Genomic DNA, 20842 nt, shown 5'->3' on the forward strand with positions numbered 1-20842 from the left:
TCACTCTTCAAGTTTACGCGAGTTATCTACAAAAAAGTCGATATTGGACTAGTTAATGCAAATTACGCGCCAATTTAATAATTCAATATTTTCAATAGATTAGGTTAAAATCAAATCGATATTTATAATAAAAAAACCGCTTGGGACATTTTGTCGCAAGCGGTTCATTGAGTGTTTAGTCAAAATGTACCTATTCTTTGTGTGGTATATTTTGTCCCACCTCTTTTGGGTTATTTTCGATAGCGTCGGTGTCGAAATTATCCGGAACTGTGTTTTTACACAGTTCTTTTTGCTGTCCCGTAATTTCGTTACTTTCAACAAGATCTAATTCCACTTCTTCAGCGTTATCTCCAGCGTTATTGACTGAATCTTCTTCTTTACTTTCAGTAGCTTGCTCTTGTTCGCTTGGCGTTTCCTCTTCTGTCTTATCTTTTACCCAATCACGTAAGCTTTCAGCGACACCTTCAGAAAGTGACTTAAGATTACTGTAATCGTCATCGTAATCGTCTAAGCCATCACGCACGTTAAATTCTTCTGAGAGAAATAATTTACGTAATGCGGCTTTTTTTACGCTTTCTGATGCTTCTGATACCAATAATTGAGCCATAGACAGTTCTTCAGTAGTCTCTGATGCCGACTCTTTAGTGTCAGTAGACTCTTCTAAAGCGTCAGTCGGCTCGATAGAAGCTGAGTCATTTGGTGCGAGTTCTTCAGCAGAGATGCGTGTTTGAGAAGCAGACTCAGAGGAAGTAACCGAGGTTTCCTCAACTGGCTGTTCAGCTTCAAGCGCTTTATCAGTCGATTCATCAAGCTTTCGTTGAGACCAACGGCTAAAAAAGTTAGTTGCCATTAGAACGACCTGCCCCTTTGCGTTTCTTGCGTTTTGCTTCTAATAATTCACCATGACGACCGATAAAGGCTTCCATCCACGCTTGTACAGGTAAAGGCATGTCGTAAGACAATACTTGGTTGTCTCCGTCCATGTACTGGCCTGCGACTGTTTGCGACGCCGTCAGTAATTGAATAATAGGTTTACCGGAGTCAACATTATCCATGACTAAGAATAGCTTAGGTTGCTGAGAGCTTAGATTGAAGCGGTAGTCGGTACGTTCGTCTTTGTGTAACTGGAGCAAACATACGTCTGGGGTTTCATTTTCAGGTGATAATTCAAAACCGATGAGTTCCCATTGAGTCGTTACCCAAATGCCAGTTTTGATCTCTTTCTCTATTCTTTGGACACCTATTGGCCAAGCTGATTCGGTTTTTTCGTAGTGTTCTTGGAATTCTTTTATCTCAGACATACTGCACCCAATTGATTTTCTTTATTTTTATCGTACGTAGGACATTTTGTACTCGCATAATCATATACCCTCTGCAAAGCAATAAACACGCCAATACAGCTCGACTCCTACCTTATCTGTGTTGCGTTTGTCGCTAAGTTACCCTCATAACGTTAGTCGATTGCGCTGGTTTGAGACAGTTAGTCTCGGTGAGCGCTCATCTTTTGCGCTATTTTAATCTAATGCTTCATGTTTTAAGGAATCCCCGTGATTTTGGAATAAGATTTGCAATCGCTTTTCGCCATGCTGTTGTATCTTTATTCATTGAAACGTGAACGACACATACAAGCTAACGCATTGAGTAACGAGAGCTATGCTGCTCTTGTTAACGCCTATCTCATAACATTGCTATCTCATTAAGTAGGACGTGACTGTGGTAAAACCAAACATAATAAAAACCAGTGAAAACCCACTTCAGACCATCGAAGTTGAAGTGTTTGATGAATATGGTGAGAAGCTAACAAAACAAATCGCTTGTGAGCGCCCTCTTACGGTAATGCTGAATTGGAAAGAGATCGTCACTCTGATGACATTGGGTTCTCGCCCGGAAGCGTTAGTCTTAGGTTATTTGAAAAACCAAAGCTTCCTTTCTGATCCAGAAGCTGTTGAATCTATTATTATTGATTGGGAAACTAGCTCTGCAGCCGTTATCACCAAAGAAGACACAAGCCAACTCGAGCAAGCATTGAAGAAGAAGACGGTAACGTCTGGCTGTGGTCAAGGCACCATGTACGGCAATGTGATGAAGCAGTTGAAAGATTCCCAAGTGCCTCAAACCAAGATTAAGCAATCTGAAATCTATACGGCTCTTGAAGCCCTGACTCATTATAATGACACCTACAAGAAAGCGGGTGCGGTTCACGGCTGTGCGGTGTGCAAAGATGACCAAGTGTTGTCGTTTGTGGAAGATGTAGGTCGTCACAATGCCGTTGATACCCTAGCGGGTGAGATGTGGCTCAATAAAGAAGATGGCGCAGACAAGATCTTCTACACCACAGGTCGCCTTACCTCTGAAATGGTAATCAAAGTGGCGCAGATGGGTATTCCTGTTCTGCTATCACGTTCTGGCGTGACCCAAATGGGTTTAGACTTGGCGCAGAAGTTCGGCATCACTACTATTGCTCGAGCTAAAGGCTTACGTTTCCAAGTCTTTACAGGTGCAGACAAGATAGATTTCGACGTCAAAGGCGCGCAGTAAGCGTAAAGTTAACTCCTGCTTAGTGAAACTTTATAGGTGCAGTATCAACTGCACCTTTTTTATATCCTTAAGTTTCCATTCCAATTCGTCCCTGATAAAGGTTTCACGCTTCAGACCATCTAAACCTACACGTTTCATGTCTTAAATTAGCTTTTTCTAAAGTAAATCTTGATTTAACACTTTAATAAGCTATTAGTTACATATTAATCAATTTAATGAATCTATTAATAAAATTAAAGATGAATATCTACGTCACCGGCTTAAAGGGAATTAACCATGAGTAATCCATCTGAACCTCAGCGTAGATCGCTGTCTCTTTCAATTCGTAGTAAGTTCATTCTAATCAACCTCACCCTATTTATTTCCGTCTTTATCTATGCTGTCTACGAGCAGCTCAGCTTAGATAAATTGGAATTATTGGAGATCGCTGCGACCGAAAATCTCAGAAGCTCGGTCGATTTATTAACGCTTAGGCGACACGAGAAAGATTTCTTAGCCCGCAATGACCAAAAGTACGCAGAACGCTTCGATAAAACTGCCAACATCTTGAATCAAAGATTGGTGACCCTGAACCAAACCTTAACCTCACACCAGCTTCACCTATCCGATCAGATGACTCAGATTTCAGATACCCTTCATCAATATCAAAAACAATTCCATCAAATAGTCGATCAAGTCAACGATATAGAACGCACAACCGCCCCATTGGGTTTTGTTGCGACGTTGAACGAAAGAAGAGAAGACCTGAAAGTCTCTATCGAGCACGAGTCTAACTTGACGTTGGAGCTTGCTCTGTTGGAGCTAATAGAAAAAGACTTCCATTACCTTGCTCATACGAATGATGAAACGAACCGAGCGTTAGAGCAAGCACTTATAGAGTTCAAACCCTACTCCAAAACCTCGATTGCGACTGAACAAGCCTATTCCGAATATAAGGCTGCAGTTGAAACTCTATTGGTTGCTAACAGTAATCTAGGTTTGTCTGCAGAATTGGGGCTAAGAGGCGCCTTACGTAGCAATGTCCATCAAACGGAACAAGCCATTGAAGAAGTGCAGAATAAGATAAGCCAAGCGATTACAGCGGCAGTTAGACATACACAAAATATGTTGCATCTGTTCGGCGCTGCTATTGTCGCATTGCTTTCTTTGTTGTTGGTGTTCATTGGTCGCAACATACTCGCGCGTATAAAAGCGATTAACGTCATGATGGAGTCGATTGCCAATGGTGATGGTGATTTAACGGTGCGAATGAATGCCAAAGGTAACGACGAATTAGCGCAGCTTGCTCACTCATTCAATACTTTCATCATCAAGCTACATGGAAACATCAAAGAGCTGTCGAGCGTGATGAAGGTACTGACCGACAGCTCGTGTAGCTCTGAAGAAGCTGCGATCAAAAGCATGAGCAATGCAGAGAAACAGAAACAGCAATCGGAGTCTGTCGCAACGGCAGTTAACGAATTGGTGATGACCAGTAACGAGGTCACAGCCAATATAGAGAATGCCGCGACTAATGCAGAGAAAATCAAAGACAACGCCCATCAAGCCCTACAAGAAACGCATTTAACCGATGCGAGTATCAATGTTTTGGTTGAGAACATTGCAGAGTCGCAAGACTTAATCGTGCAACTTGAAGAACAGAGCCGTGAAATCAATCAAGTGGTGACAACGATTCAAGGGATTGCTGAACAAACTAATCAACTCGCGCTTAATGCGGCGATTGAGGCCGCACGTGCAGGCGATCATGGAAGAGGCTTTGCGGTGGTCGCCTCTGAAGTGAGAGAACTTTCTTTAATGACTAACGACTCAACTCATCAGATTGAATCGACTATCCGTGGTTTGACGTCCGGTATTGAGAAGACAGTCGCTAAGATGTCGGCAAGCTTAGAACAAACCGAACAAGTTAAGCACCAGACTAAAGATGTGGTTAATGCGATTGAAGGTATCCACTTTCAAGTCGGAGAGATGTTCGACCTTAACAGTCAAATAGCGACAGCGTCTGAAGAGCAATCCATGGTATCTACGGAGATCGACCGAAACATCAGCGACATCGCTGAGCTAGCAAGTAATACACATACCGTTGTATCTGGATCTGTGCGTTGTAGTGAGCAGGTATCGAGCGTGAGTGTGAAATTAGAGAAGATTGTGGCTCAGTTTAAATACTGATGTGTAGTCCACTTTGTTGTGGGTTATCACCACCTTGTAGGTAATAAAAAACGCCCTTATCACTTTATGCTGATAAGGGCGTTTTAATTCTATAAGGACACTTTCTGTTATCTGTAGACTATCGATGTCTACAAACAGCGGTTGTCCGAAGCACTAGTCTAGATTAGCAACGTGCTTTTAGGAATTCAGCGTAAGTACCACGGAAATCGTTGATCTTGCCATCTTTGATTTCAAGGATACGCGTTGCTAGAGAGTCTACGAATACACGGTCGTGAGATACGAAGAACAATGTGCCTTTGTAGTTCTCAAGAGCCAAGTTAAGCGCTTCGATAGATTCCATATCCATGTGGTTAGTCGGTTCATCCATAAGTAGGATGTTTGGCTTGTGCATCATGATCTTACCAAGAAGCATTCGACCTTGCTCACCACCAGAAATTACCTTAACTGATTTCTTAATGTCGTCTTGACCGAATAGCATACGACCTAGGAAGCCACGAACAACCTGCTCGTCTTCACCCTCTTGGCGCCATTGGCTCATCCAATCGAACAGGTTCATGTCTTCTTCGAAATCATGAGCATGGTCTTGAGCGTAGTAGCCGATGTTTGCGTTTTCAGACCACTTGTACTCACCTGTACGAGCTTCAAGCTCACCCGCTAGTGTGTTCAGTAGTGTTGTTTTACCCACACCGTTCTCACCGATGATTGCAACGCGCTCACCTACTTCGAAGATTGCATCGAACTTGTTAAATAGGTCTTCTTCAAAGCCTTGAGATAGGTTTTCAACCACAAGTGCGTTACGGAATAGCTCTTTAGACTGTTCAAAACGAATGAATGGGTTTTGACGGCTAGAAGCTTTTACTTCTTCAAGCTGAATCTTATCGATTTGCTTAGCTCGAGACGTTGCTTGCTTCGCTTTAGATGCGTTAGCAGAGAAACGAGAAACGAACGTTTGAAGTTCAGCAATTTGTGCTTTCTTCTTAGCGTTGTCAGACAGTAGACGTTCACGCGCTTGCGTTGCTGCCGTCATGTACTCATCGTAGTTACCTGGGAACAGGCGAAGTTCACCGTAGTCTAGGTCAGCCATGTGTGTACATACAGAGTTTAGGAAGTGACGGTCGTGCGAAATGATGATCATTGTGCAGTTGCGTTGGTTTAGTGTCTCTTCCAACCAGCGGATTGTATCCATGTCCAGGTTGTTCGTTGGTTCGTCTAAAAGCATGATGTGCGGGTCTGCGAATAGAACTTGCGCTAGAAGCACACGAAGTTTCCAACCAGGTGCTACTTCGCTCATTAGACCGAAGTGTTGTGATTCTTCAATACCAACAGCGAGAAGAAGCTCACCCGCTTTCGCTTCAGCCATGTAACCGTCCATTTCAGCAAACTGAACTTCAAGGTCAGCTACTTTCATGCCGTCTTCTTCGCTCATTTCTGGCAAAGAGTAAATGCGGTCACGCTCTTGCTTGATTGCCCATAGTTCTTTGTGACCCATAATAACAGTGTCTATTACCGTGAATTCTTCGTAAGCAAATTGGTCTTGGTTTAGCTTAGCTACGCGCTCGTTTGGATCGTAGCTTACGTTGCCAGAAGTCGGCTCTAGTTCACCAGATAGGATCTTCATGAACGTCGATTTACCACAGCCATTCGCGCCGATTAAACCGTAACGGTTACCTTCGCCGAACTTAACTGAAATATTTTCGAAAAGTGGCTTAGCGCCGAATTGTTGGGTGATATTTGCTGTGGAGATCAATGCCTTTACCTTTTTAATGTGAAAAACGCCGCAACGTTACTTGTTCAGGGCTTTAACTGCAAGTATTGATTGCAATTACCCGCGAATAAGTTAGCGATAACCTATCTTAATCATGGTTTGAGGTATCTCACATTTTTGATTCCTATTTATGGAGTTATAAATAAGCCGATCGTGCAACAAACAAAGTACTGAACCAACGAATAAAAACCGTCTTAATAATTTAATATATCGCATAGCCATCCGTTACAAATAAACCTACTTTGCATCAAGCTATTCACAACACTCTTTAATGAACAAATAGTCGCTCAATGGCTGACAGTGTTATGTCAATGAGCCCAGATTCGGGGCTAAAGTACTCGCCCTCATTGATGCATGATATTTCACAAAGCTCGAATATCTGACTATATTAATTCTAACCTCATAATTCTAAGAGACTTTTATGCGTTCATTACCGCGCTTATTAATCTTCATATTAGCCATGCTCTCATTGCCGAGTCATGCCAACTTAGAAAATGACTTACAATCACAGTCTCAGGTCTCTGAAATCGCCCAAGATCTGAACAATCGGATCGACCAACTACCCGACCCTCTGTTTATGGAAGAGTCAGATAAACGCAAAGTAAACCGACTGCTCGCAGAGGTACTTCGCGTGCAGAATCAGCAAATCGCTAAATTCGATCAACGACTCAAAGCCTATCGTGAAAACAGCGAGCCAGAACAGTGGTTCGATGTGGAGTCTAGCTACGTCACATTGAACAGTTTGAATGTGAGTAAGCAGCACTTACTAGAGCGAAGCACAGCAAGGAATAGAGAACGCTTGACCGGTTTTGGCCCTTACGGTGTTACCCAGTTTAAGCAAGAGTGGGAGCTGACAAAGCTAAACATCGAATACTTGGTGTATTTCCAAATACGCAGCTTCAAAGCGCTTATTAAAGACATCTTGATTTCGCCGGTGCCTGTAATTGGTGCAGCGTTAAAAGTGCTGTTCATCTATTTTGCACTATCGTGGTGGTTAACGAACAGTAAAAGGATGATCGAACTGTTTCGCGTTAACCGACTTGAAGCGAAACCAAGCCCTCCATTCCTGATTCGTTTAATCTGGTATGTAAGCCGTGCGGATAGAGCAATTGCTTGGTTAATTGCTATCACGCTGTCGCTGCGTGTGCTTTCAAGTATCCCAAGCCTGCAACACCTAATATTCCTTGAGATCTTTACATGGTGGATTCTAGGTGGCTCGATCGCCATCAGCTTCATTCTCGAGTTTGCGTACCGCATGGGTCGCACATCAAACCAAGAAGTGATAGCCCTACGCCTCTCAACGATTCGACGTTATGTGTGGAGCTTCATTGTTGCTGGTGTGATTCTTCAGATTTCCAGTATTACGCTAGGTAAAGGCACCATTTACAGTTGGATTTACAGCGTCCTATTCTTCTGGTTTGTGTTGGTGACCATCTCGGTACTTCGTTTATGGAGAGCTAAGGTCTTCAATAGCCTAGAGCATATATCTGACCGTCCAGTATGGGTTAACTGGGCAGTAAATCGCCAAGATACCTTCTTACTTAATATCCTCGCGACTGCACTTGGTATCGCTTGGTTGAGTGTGTATCACTTCCAGCATCGCATCATGTCGCTGCTTTCTAACTACACGGTATTCAGTCAAGCACTGGCTTATCTGTTTAGGATCGAAGTGGCTAAGCAATCTGATCTCGATAAGAACCAGAAAAACCTAGTGCGTATCAAAGGTGACCAAACATACGAATACATTCTGCCAGGCTCTATCGACAGCGAGCTTATTGATTATGCAGGTGACGAAGTTAAACAACTGTCGCGCTATTTAATGTCTGATAGCCCAGCAATTTGCATTGTTTCTGGTGAACGTGGCGTAGGTGCAACAACGCTGCTTTATACCCTGCTGCACAAGGTATCGAATGCAGAGCCAATTTTCGTTAGCTGCCCTTACTCGGGGTACCAAGAATTACTGTGTCACCTTGCGGTAAGCATCGGCCTAGAAGAAGACGCAACTGAGATTCAAATCTTGGCGCACCTTCGTAAGAGCGACACGACTTATCTGATTGCAATTGATAATGCCCAGCGCCTAGTTAAACCAATGGTTGGTGGTCTTTCTGATCTGATTCGATTGACTAACTTACTGCGTCGTTCGAAGAAGAACCACAGAATCGTGATGTCGATAGCGAAATCTAGTTGGCGATTTGTCGATCGAGCTCGTGGCGAGCGCCTGTTGTTTGATTTGGTCTGTTTCCTTCCGCGTTGGACAGAGAAACAAGTTGGCGAGTTGCTTACTAGCCGTATAAATACTGAACTTGAAAAGCCATTATCTTTTGATGGTTTAGTGGTACCAAAGCAGTGGGACCAAGAAGACATGAGCGAAGAAGAGCGCGCGCGCCAAGGTTTTTATCGTATCTTGTGGCACTACTCTGATGGTAACCCGACCGTTGCACTGCGTTTCTTCCGTCTCTCTTTGAACAGAAACAAAGAGACAGATCAAGCGGTAGTTAGGCTGTTCCATGTACCAGAAGCGCAAGAACTAGAGAACATGCCAAAACCTATGCTGGCGGTACTGCGCTCTATCGTTCAGTTAGAGGTCGCATCTACCGAAGTGCTGTCAGAATGTACTCAGTTAAGTATTGCCGAAATTACCGGTATTCTTCGCTACTTCGAAAGCCGTGGGTACATTGGCTGGAATGAAGATAAGGCAAGAATCTCTGATCACTGGTTCCGTCATATTACTAACGTTCTCGACCGTCAACATTTATTGGTGAAGTAAAATGCAGAAGTTATTTGTCCTATTACTTGTTGGCTTGGCGACGGCGGTAAGTTTCCCGACTTACGGGACAGAAGAGTTAGCCAATGTAGAAAATATTTCTAAGATCGCGAGTTTGGTTCGTTGGAGTGGCGTGTTCTTCTCTATCATCGTCATTGCAGCGATGTGGTTGTTATTGAAGTTTATTAACTCAATGGTGACGAGCTTTGGTAGCCAATTCGTGCAATATCGAATGCTGCTGCAAAAGCTTCAGTCGTTCATGCAGTTCTTTATTTACGTGAGCACTGGTCTTATCGTGTTTATGATGAGTTTCCGAATTAACGACCAAATCTTGGCTCTGATTGGTGGCACCCTAGCGGTATCAGTCGGCTTCGCGCTTAAAGACTTGGCGGCCTCTTTCATCGCGGGTATCACCGTAATGATTGATAGACCATTTCAGGTAGGTGACCGCGTCACGTTTGAAGGTAACTACGGTGACATTATTACTATCGGTTTACGCTCGGTACGTATGAGAACTTTGAACGACGACATTATCACGATTCCGAACAACAAGTTCTTAAACGAAGTCACAACTAGTGGTAACTATGGCGAGTTGGATATGCAGGTGGTGATTCCGTTTTATGTCGGTATGGGTGAGGACATTACCCTCGCCCGTGATCTGATACAGGAAGCGGCCTCATCAAGCCGTTACATCCACTTACCCAAGCCTGTGATGGTGTTAGTCAAACAGACCATTACCGACAACTACCTAGCAATACAGCTAACCTGTAAGGCTTACGTGGTAGATACAGCCTATGAGAAACTGTTCGAGACCGATATTACGCTTCGAGTCATGAAAGAGTTTAAGAAACACAATATCAACCCACCTAAAATCTCAGTGGCTTCCCACTCTTAGCTTCAGGTTGATAGCTAGATTACTCGAAACAAAAACACCTCCGCATTTGAATAAGGTTCGGAGGTGTTTTTTACGGTTGTCGCCGATGTAACGTCTATTAGTTCTATAACGCTATAAGTTTCATGGTGAATTGGACTAAACTTTAAAATACTTCAATTGTTCAGTGAGGTGTTCAGTGGTGTTTGCCATCTTCTGACTGTCCTCAGCTAACGATTGTGAAGCCTGTAGGACTTCGTTTGCGGCCAAATGAATCCCAGTGACACTCTCACTCATCTCTGTTGCTACTGTGCTCTGCTGCTCTGACGCTGCCGCAATTTGCGAAACCATATCATTTGCGTTATGTAGCTCACTCACAATTACATCGAGTTGCTGACGTGTCTCGTTAGACGCTACCACACTGTGGTCCACTTTCTCGTTGCTGCTTTGCATAGCATTGAATGTACGTTCGGCTTGCTGTGTTAGCTTCTCAATGGTCGATTGCACTTCGTTGGTAGAGTTCTGTGTGCGGCTCGCTAGATTACGAACTTCATCGGCAACGACAGCAAACCCGCGTCCTTGTTCCCCTGCTCGTGCTGCTTCAATCGCAGCGTTGAGCGCCAGTAAATTGGTTTGTTCTGATACATCACGAATCACACCAACCACTTGGCTTATCTCTGTAACTCCAGATTGAAGATCTCTGACCAAGTTATTTGCAGTCAAAATATTCTCAGATACTTGAGATATCGTCATTGCCGTTACCTGCATGTTTTCATCATTTTGGTTAGCGTGATCGACCACTTTGTTGGTACTCGCAGCGGTGTTTTCTGCATTCATCGCGACATCTGAGATGGTCGCGCTCATCTCAGTCATTGCCGTCGATAACAGTTCAAGTTGTGCATGTTGCGAATTGACACTGGTAGCTGCTTCTTCACTGGCCTGCGCAATATGACTTGCCATATTGCTAGACAGGTCTGCAGACTCGTTTGCTGTACGAAGCGTCGTTTGCAGTTTGTCGAGCATGGTATCGATCTGGTGGCTCATATCGCCCAACTCATCTTTGCGAGTCATGTTCATACGTACACGAAAGTCACCATCGGCAATCTTATGGGTGTTGTCGATAAGCTTGTAAAGCGGAACCAGTATGTTATTAGAAATTGCGTAACCCATCGCAAACAGTAAGCCTGATAAAACAACCGCCACCATGCCTTCTTTCAGTGCTAATGCGTAGAAAGCCTCTTGAATATCAGCGACCAGTACTCCTGAGCCAATAATCCAGTTCCATTCTGGGAAGAATTGTACGTAAGAGATTTTATCTTTGAGTTCACCTTGAGGGCTCACCCACTGGTAATCGAGAAAGCCTTTTTCTTGAGGAGAGCGCGAGATATTCACCATTTCACGCCAATGGTGCTTTCCTGCTCCATCTTTCAAATTACCCGCGTTGGTGTCATTTAGCTCTGGCTTTAATGGGTGGCTAATGATGTTGAGTTGTTGGTTGAGGATCCAAAAGTAATTGGTGTTGTCATAACGAAGCGTTTCAATCGCTTGTAGCGCTCGCTCCTTTGCGACTTCTTCACCGAGCACGCTGCGTTGGCTGTAGTAATAGCTGGCTAAGCTAACGGCCGTTTCAACTTGAGCGCTGAGCTTATCTTGACGCTCTTCCATAGAACCTGCTCGTTGTTGCATCAGGTTAAATGTTGATGCCATTACCAGTAATACAACCGATAGAACGACAATTGAGGCGAGTTTTGACTTGATAGATAGATTACTTAATTTCATAGCTGACTGACTTTAATATATGTTTTGATTATGGATTTTGGACCAAGCTATCAAAATTTAGTACAGTTCAGATGATATGCATCAAGATCAAAAAGTATACACCTTGTTACATAGCTAAAAGGAGGTGTAGGTCAAACCGGTAGAGGTTGAGGTTTTGTGGGTGATGATTTAGCAGAGCGGGATTTTCGTGCTTGGGCTGAAAATTTAATTAGCAGCCCAAGCACTTTAAGTCGCGATCGTGTGACAGCTACTGTAATTAACTCAGAGATTTGAAACCAATAATTGAGGTGTCGCTTTTTGTTGAAGGTAGATACTAAAGCGGCTTCCTTTACCCACTTCGGATTCTACGCGTATCTCGCCACCAATTTGGCTCAAGATACTCTGAGATACGGATAAGCCTAAGCCAGTACCGTCGCGCTTCGTTGTATAGAATGGTGAGAAGATTCGTTTTAACTGCTCTTCTTTGATGCCACAACCTTCGTCTTCAACATGCACGATAGCACCATGAGATACGCCATTCTCAACCCACTCTTCACTCGAAATCGTTAATGTTCCCTGTCCGTCCATGGCATGAATCGCATTCATTTGTAGGTTAACCAGAATCTGCAGCAATTGGTTTCGGTTTACTTCAACCGATGTTTTAGCGTTTAGGTTCGAAACGTAAACCATGTCGCGCTTTTTCGCCCCGGTTTTCACGAGCGTGATACTTTCATCAACGATAGGGTTGATGTGTTGCCACGTGATCTCATCCTGTACACCACCGTGTCGGCTATATTGCAGTAAGCTTCGGGTAATATTTCGGATTCGGTCGATTTGCTCCATGATAGCATGGACCTCTTCTCCGACACGGCTGACTTCATCACCGAGCTCAAATTTTATCAACTCTACGTTGCCAAGAATCACTGCTGTTGGGTTGTTGATCTCATGAGCAATACCAGCGGTAAGTTCGCCGAGCGCTGCCAACTTCTCATTGACCACCAGCTTATCTCTCGCTTGATTGAGCAGTTTAATGTGTAACTCAAGTTCTTCGGTTTTTTCTTTCAAGCTGGCGGTACGTGAATGCACTTTACACTCAAGCTCTAACGCCGCTTGTTGAATCTCTTGATTACGCTCATGAAGCAAATCCAGCATCTTATCGAACTGTTTAGCGAGTAAGGTAAGCTCGTGTTGATCATCCAAGCCCAACGCACCGATACGTTTGTCTTTGCCCAATTGCACGAGCTTCACCACTTTATGAATTCGCTCAATTGGGTCAAAAAGATCCCGAGCACCACGGTGAACGATCAAACCAGAAGCAAGCAACAGCAACACAATGATGATGCTGATTTCGCCAAGGTTGGTCAGGTAGGTTTCAATGAGTGGCCAGATTAGATAACCCGTATATAGCATGCCGATTACGTTGCCAAACTGGTCGTGAATTGGTTGATAAGCCGTGATGTACCATGCATCGTATACATATGCTCTGTCGAGCCACTCTTTACCCTGGTTTAAGACTTTAGAGTGAACCTCGTGAGAAACTCGCGTACCAATTGCACGCCCTGCACTGTCTTCACTGCTTAGTGGGACGTTTGTACTCACCCGAAGGTCATCAAGAAATACGGTGACGGTTCCTACATGACGGTTGAAGCCCTCTCTCTGCGGATAGATCAGGTTGCTGATTTGATCGACTAACTGAGTGCTGTTATTCAACAAGATCCCGCCATCAAGAAAGCCGATCACATGATCATGTTTATCTTTAATGGATACGACAGTACGGCTGACCAAGCCACGATTCTCAACGTCATGACCATTGAGTATCGGGACTTCCGCTTTTTTGGCAAGGTCACGATCTAAATAATTCAGTTCTTTACCGTCTAACACACTAAAGAATGACGATTTATTGGTCAAATCTAAGTACTCGAGTTTCTTCGCTACGCTTTCAACACTGCGCCAGCGCAAAAAGTCGAGTTCATAGCGCGACTTATTCTCTGAAACCCAATGAATGAGTTCATCTTGAGGCACGTCGTTCGCAAGCTTCATTCGAAAGTTGTAAGACTCAGCAAATGCGCGCACGTTATAAGCTTGTTGGTTTTGAATCAGATGAATACTGTTGTCTGCGATGTCGAGACGTTCATCAACATCGATCAAAGCGCCCTGCCAGGTATAGTGTACTGACCAATAAAAAGTGATAGCGACAAGAGCACAAAGCGTCAGAAAAATCGGCGCTGATGTGAGAAACAGTAAGCGGTAGCGCACCATAGTTTTGAAACGGAACACCCACTTTGCCCACCAATGACGTCTAATCGGCATATTCAGAGCCTTCTGTGTTCCAATCTTTGTATTTGCGTTCTAACGTTTTGCGTGCAACGCCAAGATCTCTTGCTGCAGCAGATTTATTGCCATCATGGAAACTCACAAGTTGTTCGATATGTGCTTTCTCCACTTCTTTTAGTGTCCAAGTGTTCGGATAACCTTCAGCAGCGTCCGTTGTATTTAAGTTTGGCACTTCAGCTCCGTGTGACACCGTCACTGAAATGCTCGCAGGCGCAGGGTCGCCATTTATCTCTCGCCAGTAGTGAGCTGGTGGCTTGTCTAATAGAATGCAGCGCTCAACCATGTTCTTTAGCTCACGAATGTTACCTGGCCATTCGTATTCATTCATTGCCAAGATGTCTTCATGCGCCCAATGAGGCAACGGCATACCCAGTTCACTCGACAATAGACGGGTGAAATAAGGAACAAGTTCGACGAGATCGGATGGTCGTTCGCGTAAAGGAGTCACATCAATCTTGAGTACATTAAGTCGGTAAAATAGATCGCGACGGAAGTGCCCTTTCTCGACTTCTTCTTGAAGGTTTCGATTGGTTGCCGCGACAACACGAACATCTACGGAAATCTCTTTCTCACTGCCAACCGGGCGAATGGTTCGTTGTTCGAGTACTCGCAGTAATGCAGATTGCATTGGCAGTGGCATTTCGCCAATTTCATCAAGGAATAACGTACCACCGTTAGCGACTCTGAATAAACCTTCACGATTCTTCTTTGCACCAGTAAAGGCGCCAGAGGTGTGTCCAAATAATTCACTTTCGAGAAGCTCTGGGGAAATCGCACCACAGTTGATTGGTACGAATGGTCCAGTCCGTTTACTGGCTTCATGAATACCACGAGCAACTAACTCTTTACCGGTACCAGATTCACCCTCTACCAGTACGGACGCTCGTGATGGAGCAAACTGGCTGATAAGTAGCTTGAGTTGTTTGGTCTTATCTGAGTTACCGATAATCTCGGTTTTTATGTGGCGGCTGACATCACGCTTCAACGCGTACTGCATTCTTTGGTCAAGGCGCTTATCCATACAACGAAGAACAGCTTGTATCATCTGCTCTAGGTTGAATGGTTTTAAAATAAAATCTGAAGCACCGAGTTTGAGTGCGGATATAGTCGTCTCCAGATCGGCATAGCCAGTCATAAAGATAACATCGGCTTTTCGGTCGCTATCATTGAAGGCTTCTTCCCACTCAATACCAGAGCGACCAGGAAGATTAATATCGAGAACGATCAGGTCGAAGTGTTCATTGCAACGTAGCGTTTCTGCTTCTTCTACAGAGCCTGCACTCGACACTTTGCCAAAGTACTTACCTAGTGCTTTCTTTAAAATTGCCTGCATGCCAATTTCATCATCGACCACCAGGACCGAAAACGCCTGATATTGAGTCAAGGTGCTTGGATTGAGGTTAGAGGCGTTTGAACTACGTAAAGACATAATGATCAGCCGAAAGGGAAAGTTGGGACAGAGTGTACCAATTAACCTTTTGTTCAACAGGGACAATGTGCGACATTTTGTCCTAGCTCATGTTTTGGCTTACTTTATCTCGTAAAATGACGCAGTTTTGTCCGAAATAACAGCAATTTAATGAGACTTGATGCATTATTTATTGGCATTAAGATTGCTTATAGGGAGAGGGTTTCTAATTACTATAATTGGCATCTTATGCACGTGTCCTTCTTTGAGCCCTTTAAAACAGAAGACATATCATTCATTTCTAACAAAATGGACATAATAATGAAAGCAATTCCCGTAACTATTGCAGCTCTATCTATCGTCAGTTACTCGGCTAGCAGCGCAGAAGACACCACTCATATCAAGCTTGCGACAACGACAAGCACTTATCATTCTGGCTTACTGGATTATCTACTGCCTGAATTCGAAAAAGATTCGGGTATCAAAGTCGATGTTTTAGCCGCGGGTACTGGCAAATCACTTCGCATGGGTGAAAACGGCGATGTGGATTTGGTGATGACACACGCACCAAAAGCCGAAGCTAACTTTGTTGAGAAAGGCTACGGTGTACTGCCTCGTAAACTAATGTACAACGATTTCGTGATCGTCGGCCCTGCAAGTGACCCAGCGAAAGTTGAATCTCAAAAAGCAGTGGCTGATGTATTTAAAGCGATTGCGACAGACAATATTACGTTCGTGTCTCGTGGTGATGATTCAGGTACACATAAGAAAGAGATGGGTATCTGGGCTCAAACTGAGATGGAGCCAAACTTTGGCGGTTACCGCAGTGTTGGCCAAGGTATGGGCCCCACTTTAAACATGGCGTCAGAGATGCAAGGCTACACAATGACTGACCGTGGTACGTGGTTGGCTTACCAAAACAAATTGGATCTTAAAATCCTTTTCCAAGGTGACGAAAACCTATTCAACCCTTACCAAGTGATTCTAGTGAACCCTGAGCGCTACCCAAGCATTCATTATCAAGCAGCAAAAACGTTCAGCGATTGGTTAGTTAATCCTAAAGGTCAAAAATTGATTAACGACTTTAAGCTGCATGGCAAGCAACTGTTTGTTGCAAATGCTGAGTAGTTTTTCGCTTACGCGGACTAATCGCTAGCTTGTGCTAAATAGGGTTAAAGATTCACTCTTTGCCAAATAGCACTACGCTTAACTAGTCAGTAAACCAAACAAGTAAATAAATAATAGCTGGCCAATAAGGCTCATCAATATTGCGTCAGCTATGATTAACATCAGTCATTACCGATAAAAAAACCTATTATCGATTCACACGAGATACTTCATGACTTTATGGCAAACAACGCTAGATGCATTGAATTTACTTGTGAATTTTGACCACGATCTGTGGCAAATCGTCGCGGTGTCCTTCAGTGTATCTTTGTCCGCCATCTCTCTAGTAATTGTTCCCTCTATCATCATGGCTTTCTTATTGGCCCACACGGAATTTCCCGGGAAATGGGCATTACTTTCTGTAATCAACACATTGCAAGCAATACCAACTGTGGTTATTGGCTTATTGATGTACATGATGCTCTCTCGTTCTGGCCCATTGGGCGATTGGCAACTGCTATTCACTCAAAAGGCGATGATTCTAGGTCAGATGCTGATCTGCTTCCCTATTCTAGTTGCCATGATGCACGGTGCGCTGCAAGCCAGTGATCGCCGAGCTGTAGAAACGGCACGCACTCTGGGAGTTTCAACCATTCGTGTTGCGTGTACTTTGATTTGGGAAACCCGTTTTCCTCTGTTGGCGGCAGTCATAGCAGCGTTTTCTCGCATTGTGACTGAAGTCGGTTGTTCAATGATGGTTGGCGGCAACATTATGGGAATGACAAGAAACATCCCTACTGCTATTGCAATGGAAAGTCACAAAGGTGCTTTCGCTCAAGGTGTAGCGTTGGGCATGGTTTTATTGACACTGGCATTAGCCCTTAACTTTTTCCTTTCGAGTGTGAGAGGAAAAGGCTATTTAAGAACTTAGGAACGCTGTCATGAGTATAAAAATAACAACGCAGCAAATTTCAATGCGCTACAAAGAGCGTGTTTTGTTCCACACCCCTGAGCTATCGATCGGTCCAAACGATGCGATTTATCTTAAGGGCGATAACGGTGTAGGAAAAACCACTCTATTAAAAATTCTGTCTGGATTGATTAAGCCGAGCTCTGGCCGTATTCAGTCACCGATACAAAGCTGGCAACATAAGCTGTCTCCTAGGCTAAAATTTAAAGACATCATCTACCTGCATCAGACGCCTTACCTATTTGATGGTTCTGTGTACCAAAATGTCGCTTATGGGATTCGCTTTAATAAAGAGAGCCAAAAAGATAAGCGAGCTCAAATTATTAACGCGTTGAGGATGGTAGGTTTAGAAACCCTAGCAGATGAACACATTTCTGTGTTGTCTGGTGGTGAACGTCAACGCGTAGCAATGGCACGAGCATGGATTCTTAAGCCATCAATTTTGCTGATGGACGAGCCAAGTGCTTCTTTAGACAAAGAATCTATTGAAAGATTGGTGATTATGGCCGAAGATCTTCTTCAGAGAGGCGCGAGTTTAGTCATTACCAGTCACCAAACCAACGTGTTAACCGATTTGTGCAAGAAGCAATGGTGGATCAAAGACAACACCCTGACCGAGTCACCGCTTCTGCAAGTAATTAAAAAGAACAAAGCACAAGAGAATATTTATGCTGCTTCCAACGCAAACTAGTTGGGTTATTTTGGCTGGCGGACAAGCCAGCCGTATGGGCGGAAAAGATAAAGGACTCGTTGAGCTCAACGGTTCCCCGCTTATTCAATACGTTATAGACAAGCTGTCACAACAAGATGTCAGCATCACCATCAATGCCAACCGTAACTTAGACAGTTACCAAGCATTCGCTCCGGTTGTTTCCGATTCCTTCCCTGATTATCCAGGTCCATTGGGCGGTATTCATGCTGGCCTTAAAAACGCGACCACAGATTGGGTCGGTTTTGTCCCGTGTGATAGCCCACAAATCAGTGATGATCTCGTACAACGCTTTTGTGCGGCTGTAAAAGAAGACAGTGACATTCTTGTGGCTCACGATGGCGAATTCAAACAACCCGTGTTTACCCTATTCCACAAGCGTGTTCTTCCAAAGCTAGAAGCCTTTTTAGAGCGTGGTGATCGCAAGATTATCTTGCTCTATAAAGAGTGCGTCACTGAGTACGTCGACTTCAGCGATGCACCAAATTGCTTTGTAAACCTTAATACGCCAGAAGAACTTACCCAATTCGGAACGCTTCAATAATGAAAGATTCAAAACAACGCCCTAACCTGCCGTTATTAGGTTTTGCTGCCTACAGTGGCACAGGTAAAACAACGGTAATTGAAGCCCTATTACCTTTGTTAACCGACGCAGGTTTGAAAGTTGGCGTTCTTAAACATGCTCACCACGATTTTGATGTCGATAAGCCGGGCAAAGACAGCTATCGCTTACGTAAAGCTGGTGCAAACCAAATGTTGATCAGCTCTCGTAACCGTAATGTCATGATGACAGAAACGCCAGAAGCCGAAGCTGAATTTGATTATCTGCTTACACGTTTCGATACGAGCTCGCTTGATCTGATTTTGGTTGAAGGCTGCAAGAACATCGCTTTCCCTAAAATCGAGCTTCACCGTGATGAAGTCGGTAAACCTTGGCTTTATCCAAACGATAACAACATCATTGCTATCGCTGCAGACAGCAAAGTCGTATCTGACCTACCACAAATGGCGATCAGTGACTTAGAAGCAATTCGTGATTTCATCATTGAATACACTCAGTCATTTGATCCTGTATCGAAAACAAGCAAAACAGCGGCGTGTTCATCGTCTAAAGACAATACACCGATTGTATGCTGCGATTCTTTCTCTCCCGCAGGTCTTACCGTGACTCAAGGTCAGCAAAAGATTGTTGATAGCATTGATGCACTAGAGCTGACGGAATCTGTGGCCTTAGAACAAGGATATGGTCGCGTATTGGCGGAAGATGTTATTTCACCGATCAATGTACCTCAGAACACGAACTCTGCAATGGACGGTTACGCCATTCGTAGTGAAGACTTAGATCTGGATAGCTACCACGTTGTTGCTGAAGTTATGGCAGGACACAGCTACGACAAGACCGTTCAACAAGGTGAAGCGGTTAAGATCATGACAGGTGCACCAATGCCGGAAGGTGTTGATGTGGTTGTTATGCGTGAGCAGGCTGTTCAAGAAGCTGGCAAAGTTAGTTTCCCAGGCGCGAAAATCTCAGTAGGACAAAATGTCCGTATGGCGGGTGAAGATCTTGAAATCGGCCAACCTGTCTTTACACGTGGCACGCGAATCGAAGCTCCAGAAATGGGCATGATGGCATCACTGGGTTTCGGCACCTGCCCTGTTCTACGTAAAGTGAAAGTTGGCGTATTCTCTACAGGTGATGAAGTTCAAGCACCAGGTAGCGAGCAGAAACCAAATTCTATCTACGATTCAAACCGTTTTACTATTATCGGTATGCTTCAAAAACTGGGCTGTGAGATCGTTGATTACGGCATCATTGAAGATGACGAACAGAATATGATGGATGTCCTTCATGCTGCGTCGTTAGAGACTGACATGGTATTAACATCTGGCGGTGTGTCTGTTGGTGATGCTGACTACATCAAACTCGCGTTAGATAAACTGGGTCAGATTAACTTCTGGCGCATCAACATGCGTCCGGGCCGTCCCCTTGCTTACGGTAAAATTGAAGATAAACCCTTCTTCGGTCTACCAGGTAACCCAGTCGCAGTAATGGTGTCATTCATCAACTTTGTCGAACCAGCGATCCGCAAGCTGCAAGGTCAAACAAACTGGACACCAGTAAAAGCGAATGCGATAGCTACTGAGCAATTACGTTCTCGCCAAGGTCGTACTGAATTTAGCCGTGGTGTATTCACTATGAACGAATCTGGTGTACTTGAAGTTAAGACAACGGGTAAACAAGGTTCAGGCATTCTGAGCTCAATGAGTGAAGCAAACTGCTTAATTGAAATTTCACCATCGGTTGATACCGTTAAAGTCGGTGAAACAGTGACGATCATTCCACTGCAAGACCGTGTTTAATCAATAAAACTGCCTAAGGTGTGTTGATTGCACTAAAGTTCGAATGTTTGAAGCCCCTTCTGCGATGGTTTAGTCGCAAGGGGCTTTTATA

Annotated in this window: 15 protein-coding genes; 9 read left to right on the forward strand and 6 right to left on the reverse strand. The window is 44.1% G+C overall.

Features of this window, described 5'->3' with window-relative positions; all coding sequences use genetic code 11:
• Positions 1-190 precede the first annotated feature (190 nt).
• Positions 191-850: a DUF3306 domain-containing protein gene (locus A3712_RS09025; RefSeq protein ID WP_063523154.1), complete on the reverse strand. Its 660-nt coding sequence runs from the start codon at positions 848-850 to the stop codon at positions 191-193.
• Positions 840-1301, reverse strand: a complete 462-nt coding sequence (locus A3712_RS09030) for a DUF3305 domain-containing protein (protein WP_063523155.1) — start codon at positions 1299-1301, stop codon at positions 840-842. Before A3712_RS09030 ends, A3712_RS09025 begins: the two co-directional genes overlap by 11 nt.
• 412 nt (positions 1302-1713) lie before the next feature.
• Between A3712_RS09030 and fdhD the strand changes: the two genes are divergently transcribed.
• Both fdhD and A3712_RS09040 read left to right on the forward strand, forming a co-directional pair.
• Entirely contained in the window at positions 1714-2538 is an 825-nt protein-coding gene (fdhD, locus tag A3712_RS09035; RefSeq protein ID WP_063523156.1) for a formate dehydrogenase accessory sulfurtransferase FdhD, read from the forward strand.
• 276 nt (positions 2539-2814) lie between these two features.
• Complete coding sequence (locus A3712_RS09040) at positions 2815-4704, forward strand: methyl-accepting chemotaxis protein (RefSeq protein ID WP_063523157.1); 1890 nt, start codon at positions 2815-2817, stop codon at positions 4702-4704.
• 163 nt (positions 4705-4867) lie between these two features.
• Here the strand turns inward: A3712_RS09040 and A3712_RS09045 are convergent, their stop codons facing one another.
• Positions 4868-6451 carry an ABC-F family ATPase gene (locus A3712_RS09045; RefSeq protein ID WP_063523158.1) on the reverse strand — a complete coding sequence of 528 codons (1584 nt, stop codon included), beginning with the start codon at positions 6449-6451 and terminating at the stop codon, positions 4868-4870.
• Positions 6452-6890: 439 nt separating this feature from the next.
• Here A3712_RS09045 and A3712_RS09050 point away from each other — a divergent pair, with 439 nt between their 5' ends.
• Both A3712_RS09050 and A3712_RS09055 read left to right on the forward strand, forming a co-directional pair.
• Positions 6891-9236, forward strand: coding sequence for an AAA family ATPase (locus A3712_RS09050; RefSeq protein ID WP_063523159.1), 2346 nt, complete (start codon positions 6891-6893; stop codon positions 9234-9236).
• A gap of 1 nt (position 9237) precedes the next feature.
• Positions 9238-10128: a mechanosensitive ion channel family protein gene (locus A3712_RS09055; RefSeq protein WP_063523160.1), complete on the forward strand. Its 891-nt coding sequence runs from the start codon at positions 9238-9240 to the stop codon at positions 10126-10128.
• 135 nt (positions 10129-10263) lie between these two features.
• On the opposite strand, the gene A3712_RS09060 is transcribed toward A3712_RS09055, so the two are convergent.
• From A3712_RS09060 to A3712_RS09070, 3 genes are all read right to left on the reverse strand, one after another.
• Positions 10264-11883: a methyl-accepting chemotaxis protein gene (locus A3712_RS09060; protein WP_063523161.1), complete on the reverse strand. Its 1620-nt coding sequence runs from the start codon at positions 11881-11883 to the stop codon at positions 10264-10266.
• Positions 11884-12144: 261 nt separating this feature from the next.
• Complete coding sequence (locus tag A3712_RS09065) at positions 12145-14172, reverse strand: sensor histidine kinase (protein ID WP_063523162.1); 2028 nt, start codon at positions 14170-14172, stop codon at positions 12145-12147.
• Positions 14162-15625, reverse strand: a complete 1464-nt coding sequence (locus A3712_RS09070; RefSeq protein ID WP_063523163.1) for a sigma-54-dependent transcriptional regulator — start codon at positions 15623-15625, stop codon at positions 14162-14164. The genes A3712_RS09065 and A3712_RS09070 overlap by 11 nt, the downstream gene beginning before the upstream one ends.
• Positions 15626-15925: 300 nt before the next feature.
• On the opposite strand from A3712_RS09070, the gene A3712_RS09075 reads away from it, so the two are divergent.
• The 5 genes from A3712_RS09075 to A3712_RS09095 all read left to right on the forward strand — a co-directional run bounded on the left by A3712_RS09075 (position 15926) and on the right by A3712_RS09095 (position 20751).
• Complete coding sequence (locus A3712_RS09075) at positions 15926-16732, forward strand: substrate-binding domain-containing protein (RefSeq protein WP_063523164.1); 807 nt, start codon at positions 15926-15928, stop codon at positions 16730-16732.
• Between the two features lie 211 nt (positions 16733-16943).
• Positions 16944-17642: an ABC transporter permease gene (locus A3712_RS09080; RefSeq protein ID WP_063523165.1), complete on the forward strand. Its 699-nt coding sequence runs from the start codon at positions 16944-16946 to the stop codon at positions 17640-17642.
• Positions 17643-17652: 10 nt separating this feature from the next.
• Positions 17653-18372, forward strand: coding sequence for an energy-coupling factor ABC transporter ATP-binding protein (locus A3712_RS09085; RefSeq protein ID WP_063523166.1), 720 nt, complete (start codon positions 17653-17655; stop codon positions 18370-18372).
• Complete coding sequence (gene mobA, locus A3712_RS09090) at positions 18350-18934, forward strand: molybdenum cofactor guanylyltransferase MobA (protein ID WP_004742253.1); 585 nt, start codon at positions 18350-18352, stop codon at positions 18932-18934. Before A3712_RS09085 ends, mobA begins: the two co-directional genes overlap by 23 nt.
• Positions 18934-20751 (forward strand): bifunctional molybdopterin-guanine dinucleotide biosynthesis adaptor protein MobB/molybdopterin molybdotransferase MoeA, encoded by a 1818-nt coding sequence (locus tag A3712_RS09095; RefSeq protein ID WP_063523167.1) that lies wholly within the window; start codon positions 18934-18936, stop codon positions 20749-20751. The genes mobA and A3712_RS09095 overlap by 1 nt, the downstream gene beginning before the upstream one ends.
• Positions 20752-20842 lie beyond the last annotated feature (91 nt).

This window comes from Vibrio sp. HI00D65, assembly GCF_001635455.1.
Taxonomy (GTDB): Bacteria; Pseudomonadota; Gammaproteobacteria; order Enterobacterales; family Vibrionaceae; genus Vibrio.

Coding starts and splice junctions, on each gene's coding strand:
- A3712_RS09025 (WP_063523154.1), bottom strand. CDS start 850: ATGGCAACTAACTTTTTTAGCCGTTGGTCTCAACGAAAGCTTGATGAA.
- A3712_RS09030 (WP_063523155.1), bottom strand. CDS start 1,301: ATGTCTGAGATAAAAGAATTCCAAGAACACTACGAAAAAACCGAATCA.
- A3712_RS09040 (WP_063523157.1), top strand. CDS start 2,815: ATGAGTAATCCATCTGAACCTCAGCGTAGATCGCTGTCTCTTTCAATT.
- A3712_RS09050 (WP_063523159.1), top strand. CDS start 6,891: ATGCGTTCATTACCGCGCTTATTAATCTTCATATTAGCCATGCTCTCA.
- A3712_RS09055 (WP_063523160.1), top strand. CDS start 9,238: ATGCAGAAGTTATTTGTCCTATTACTTGTTGGCTTGGCGACGGCGGTA.
- A3712_RS09060 (WP_063523161.1), bottom strand. CDS start 11,883: ATGAAATTAAGTAATCTATCTATCAAGTCAAAACTCGCCTCAATTGTC.
- A3712_RS09065 (WP_063523162.1), bottom strand. CDS start 14,172: ATGCCGATTAGACGTCATTGGTGGGCAAAGTGGGTGTTCCGTTTCAAA.
- A3712_RS09070 (WP_063523163.1), bottom strand. CDS start 15,625: ATGTCTTTACGTAGTTCAAACGCCTCTAACCTCAATCCAAGCACCTTG.
- A3712_RS09075 (WP_063523164.1), top strand. CDS start 15,926: ATGAAAGCAATTCCCGTAACTATTGCAGCTCTATCTATCGTCAGTTAC.
- A3712_RS09080 (WP_063523165.1), top strand. CDS start 16,944: ATGACTTTATGGCAAACAACGCTAGATGCATTGAATTTACTTGTGAAT.
- A3712_RS09085 (WP_063523166.1), top strand. CDS start 17,653: ATGAGTATAAAAATAACAACGCAGCAAATTTCAATGCGCTACAAAGAG.
- mobA (WP_004742253.1), top strand. CDS start 18,350: ATGCTGCTTCCAACGCAAACTAGTTGGGTTATTTTGGCTGGCGGACAA.
- A3712_RS09095 (WP_063523167.1), top strand. CDS start 18,934: ATGAAAGATTCAAAACAACGCCCTAACCTGCCGTTATTAGGTTTTGCT.